This is a genomic window from Asanoa sp. NPDC050611, assembly GCF_040654855.1.
Lineage (GTDB): Bacteria > Actinomycetota > Actinomycetes > Mycobacteriales > Micromonosporaceae > Asanoa.
The window spans coordinates 1-3,850 of the sequence record NZ_JBFAIU010000505.1 but is presented as its reverse complement, the minus strand read 5'-3'; the positions used below and the strand labels follow the sequence as shown (position 1 = coordinate 3,850).

The following is a 3,850-nucleotide window of genomic DNA, read 5'->3' as shown; positions in this document are numbered from 1 at the left end:
GCAGCGCCTCGCGCAGCCGGGCGGTCATCGCACGCTCCTTTCCGTCGTGCGGTCGACCAGGTCGGGCGCGATGACGCGCAGCCGCCGGATCGCGCCCTTCGGGATCTGCGGACGGGCCGCCGACAAGGCCGTCAGGCGCTTGTCCAGGGCGTTGACGTCCTTGCCGCTCAGGGCGCGCGGCAGGCGGGTCAGGGTCATCCGGATCTTGCGGATCGGGATCTCGTCGTCGCCGTTGCCGATCACGTAGTCGTGCAGCGGTGCGTTGCCGATGACCTTGGCCAGGCGGCGCTTCTCCTGGCCAAGCATGCTGCGGACCCGCTGCGGGTTGCCTTCGGCCAGGAGGATGACGCCGGGCTTGCCGACGACCAGGTGGACCATGTCCATCGCCGTCGTGGAGCTCACGGCCGGGCGGACGCGCCAGTCACCGCGCATGTTCTCGATGATCGAGGCGGCCGCGCCGGGTTGGCCCTCGGCCGCGTTCATCATCGCGCGGTTGGAGCGCAGGTTGAGCACGATGAGCAGCGCCAGCAGGGCGACCAGGATGCCGAGCGGGATGAAGATGATGGTCCCCGTGAGGATCACCGCGAGCGCGGCGAGGAGCAGTGGGATCAGCACCGCGCCTACCGCCAACGGGACGAACATCTTGTCCTGTTTGGCGGTGAACGAGAAAACCATCCCGATCTGCTTCAGGCGTCCGCCGAACGACACCTTCTCTTCTGCCCTGGCCATGCGACGCAGTCTAGTGTCCGGATGCCGTCGTCTGTCCGCCGGCAATCATCTCCGGGCCCAGCAACCCGAGCCGATGCGCGACGGCGGCCGCTTCGATCCGGTTCGTCACTTCCAGCTTGGCGATAATGCGTGAAACGTGCACGCTGACCGTTTTCGGCGATAGGTAGAGCTCCGTGGCGATCCGGCTGTTGCTGTGCCCGACCGCGACCAACCGGAGCACCTCGCGCTCCCGCGCGGTCAGCACGTCCGGCCCGGCGCCCACAGCGCCGCGCAGCCCCACCCGGCGCGCCAGCCGGGCCACCTGGTCCCGCAGCGGGCGGGCATCAAGATCGGCTGCGATCGCACCGGCCTCTTCGAGCGCGTCACCGGCCGCACCCCGGTCACCCACCGCGGCGGCCGCCTCGGCCAGCGCGACGAGCGCCCGCGCCAGCGCGTAGGGCTGCCCGTCGACCCGCCACGCCTCCACGGCTGCCGCCCAGCGCTCACGCGCCTCGGCCGCACTCACCCCGACCTGCGCCGGAATCGCGCCACGAGCGGGCCCATCGGAGGCCTCACTCTCGCCGGGAGCACCGCCGTCGGTCCGCCGCGCGCCGGCGGCAACGCTGCCCGGCGCGCGACCCGCGCCGGTGCCCTGAACAGCTCGACCCGGCCCCGCGACCACGGCGCCCCCGCCGGACAGCGACGCCGCGATCTGAGCGGCGTAAGCACGATCAGCCGGATAGATGCACTCCACGTCCGGCACCACGGTCTGGATCATCGTGCGCAGGGCCGCGTCGTCCGCGGCCGCCGCCGCGCGGGCGGAGGCCGCGAGGAGCGGCCACGCATAGCGCGGGTTGGCGACCAGGTCGCTGGCGCCCGCCGGCGCCTTCCAATCCGCCTCGGAGCTGGTGGCCGCGCCCACCGTCAGGGCGTCGCAGGCCGTCTTGGCGGCCGCGGCCGGGTCGCCGACGGCCAGTGCCGCCTCGATCTTGAGCGTCAGCAGCGGCATCCGGTGCTGGGCGCTGACGTACGGCCGTGCCAGGAAGGACAGCGCCCGCCCCACCAGCTCCGGTGCCGACGCGTCGCCGCGGGCCAGGCGCAGCCCCGCGCGTAGCTGCAGCCAGTGCAGGCCCAGGTGGCCCGGCGGGTCGAAGCGCGCCGACTCCGCGCAGATCGCTTCCGCCTCGTCCCAGCGGCCCAGCGCTACCAAGGCCTCCGCGTGGTTGGACCGCAGGAACGCGCCGCTCGATCGGTCGACGCCCGCCTTGCCCGCGTCCTTGGTGCCCAGCGCCGCCGCCTCCGCCGAGCCCGCATAGTCGCCGATCTCGAACAGCGCGTCCGAGATGTTGACGCGCGCGTGGACCAGGCCCTCCAGGTCGCCGACCGACTTGGCCCGGGCCTCCGCCCGGCGTAGCTCCGTCAGGCCCGTCTCCGCCGCGACGTGCCGCGCGCACACCCGGCCCAGCGTCAACGTCGCCTGGACCGCCGCCGCCTCATGGCCGAGCGACTCCGCCGAGGCGCGGGCCAGCGAGGCGATCCGCGCGCCCTCGTCGCGGTCGACCCGGGAGATCTGGTAGGCGATGTCGGCCAGCAGCATGGCCCGGGCCGGGTCGTCCGGCGCGGACTCCGCCAGGGCGATGGCCTCCCGCAGCGGCGGGGCGCCGTCGCTCTTGCCGAGCGAGCTGAGCAGCTTGCCGCGCCGGGTCAGCAGCCGCGCGGCGCGCAACGGCTGCGCGGCACGGTCGACGGCGTGCAGTGCGGCCCGGTTCAGGCTCAGCGCACGCTTGAAGTCGCCCGCCGTGTAGGTGGCGACCATCGTCTCCTCGAGCAGCGTCAGGTGGTCGACGCCCAGGCGGTCGGCCGCGTCGGGCACCTGCTCCCACAGCTCGAGCACCCGCTCCAGCAGGCGCGCCTGCTCGGCGTGGGCATAGCGCTCCCCCGCCGCCAGCGCGGCCGCGCGCGAGGTGACCAGGGCGCGGGGATGGTCGTGCGCCGCATACCAGTGGTGGGCCACCTCCGCCGGTGCGCGGCCCGCGCCGACCAGCGTCGGGTCGGCCTCGATGGCCGCCGCGTAGCGGGCGTGCAGCCGGGCATGCTCGCCCGGCAGCAGGTCGTCGTGCACCGCCTCGCGGACCAGCGCGTGCCGGAACTCGTAGCCGCCGTCCGGGTCGGCGACCAGGAGCTGTGCGGTCACCGCCGAGCGCAGGGCCGCGTCGAGCTCGGCCTCCGGCAGGGCGGCGACGGTGGTGAGCAGGTCGTGGCCGATCCGGCTGCCGCCGGCGGCGGCGATCCGCAGGACGGGCTGGGCCGACTCGGGCAGCCGGTCGACCCGGGCCAGCAGCAGGTCGCGCAGGCTCTCCGGAATGTCCGCGCACGCGGCCGGGTCGCCCGAGGCGGCCAGCTCCTCGACGAAGAACGGGTTGCCCTGTGCCCGCTGGTGCACCTTGTCGATCGCGCGTTGGGTCGGCTCGCCGTCGAAGATGTCGGCCAGGATCTCGGCCGTGCCGTCGCGGTCGAGCCGGCCCACGTCGAGGCGCTCCACGCCGCGGGCCCGGTCGAGCTCGGCGACGAACGCCCGCAGCGGGTGGCCGCGGTGCAGCTCGTCGGTGCGGTAGGTGCAGATCAGCAGCACGCGGGCCGTGCGGGCGGCGCGGACGAGGAACTCGACCAGGTCGCGGGTGGACCGGTCGGCCCAGTGCAGGTCTTCGATCACGACGGCCAAGGGTCGATCGGCGGCCAGCCGGGCGAGCAGCGCGGCCACCTGGTCGAAGAGCACGCCGCGGTTGGCGTCGGGCGAGGCGGGACCCAGCTCGGGCAGCAGTCGCGCGAACACGGACTCCTGGCCGCCGAGCACCTCGACGCCCTCGGCCCGCACCACCTCCCGCAGGATGGCGCAGAACGGGGCGTAGGGCAGGCCCTCCTCGCCCAGCTCGAGACACTGACCGACCACGAAGCGCGCGTCGCCCCCGTGTCGAGCGAACTCCTCGATCAGTCGTGTCTTGCCGACGCCCGCCTCGCCGCCGACCAGCACCATCGCCGGCTCGTCGGTGCGAGCCCGCTTGAGCGCGTCGCGCAGCACCGCGATCTCGGCGTCACGGCCGACGAACGCGGTGCTGCGGGCACGAACGGTCACGGCATCGAG

2 protein-coding genes are annotated in these 3,850 nt (G+C 74.2%); both read right to left on the bottom strand.

Annotated elements, in window-relative coordinates:
• Positions 1-24: 24 nt before the first annotated feature.
• A complete protein-coding gene (locus AB0H87_RS39175) occupies positions 25-729 on the bottom strand; it encodes a DUF4191 domain-containing protein (protein WP_360158052.1) in 705 nt (234 codons plus the stop codon).
• A gap of 10 nt (positions 730-739) precedes the next feature.
• The coding region (locus AB0H87_RS39170; protein WP_360158049.1) for an AAA family ATPase at positions 740-3,850 on the bottom strand (3,111 nt) is incomplete at its 5' end.

Coding starts and splice junctions, on each gene's coding strand:
- AB0H87_RS39175 (WP_360158052.1), bottom strand. CDS start 729: ATGGCCAGGGCAGAAGAGAAGGTGTCGTTCGGCGGACGCCTGAAGCAG.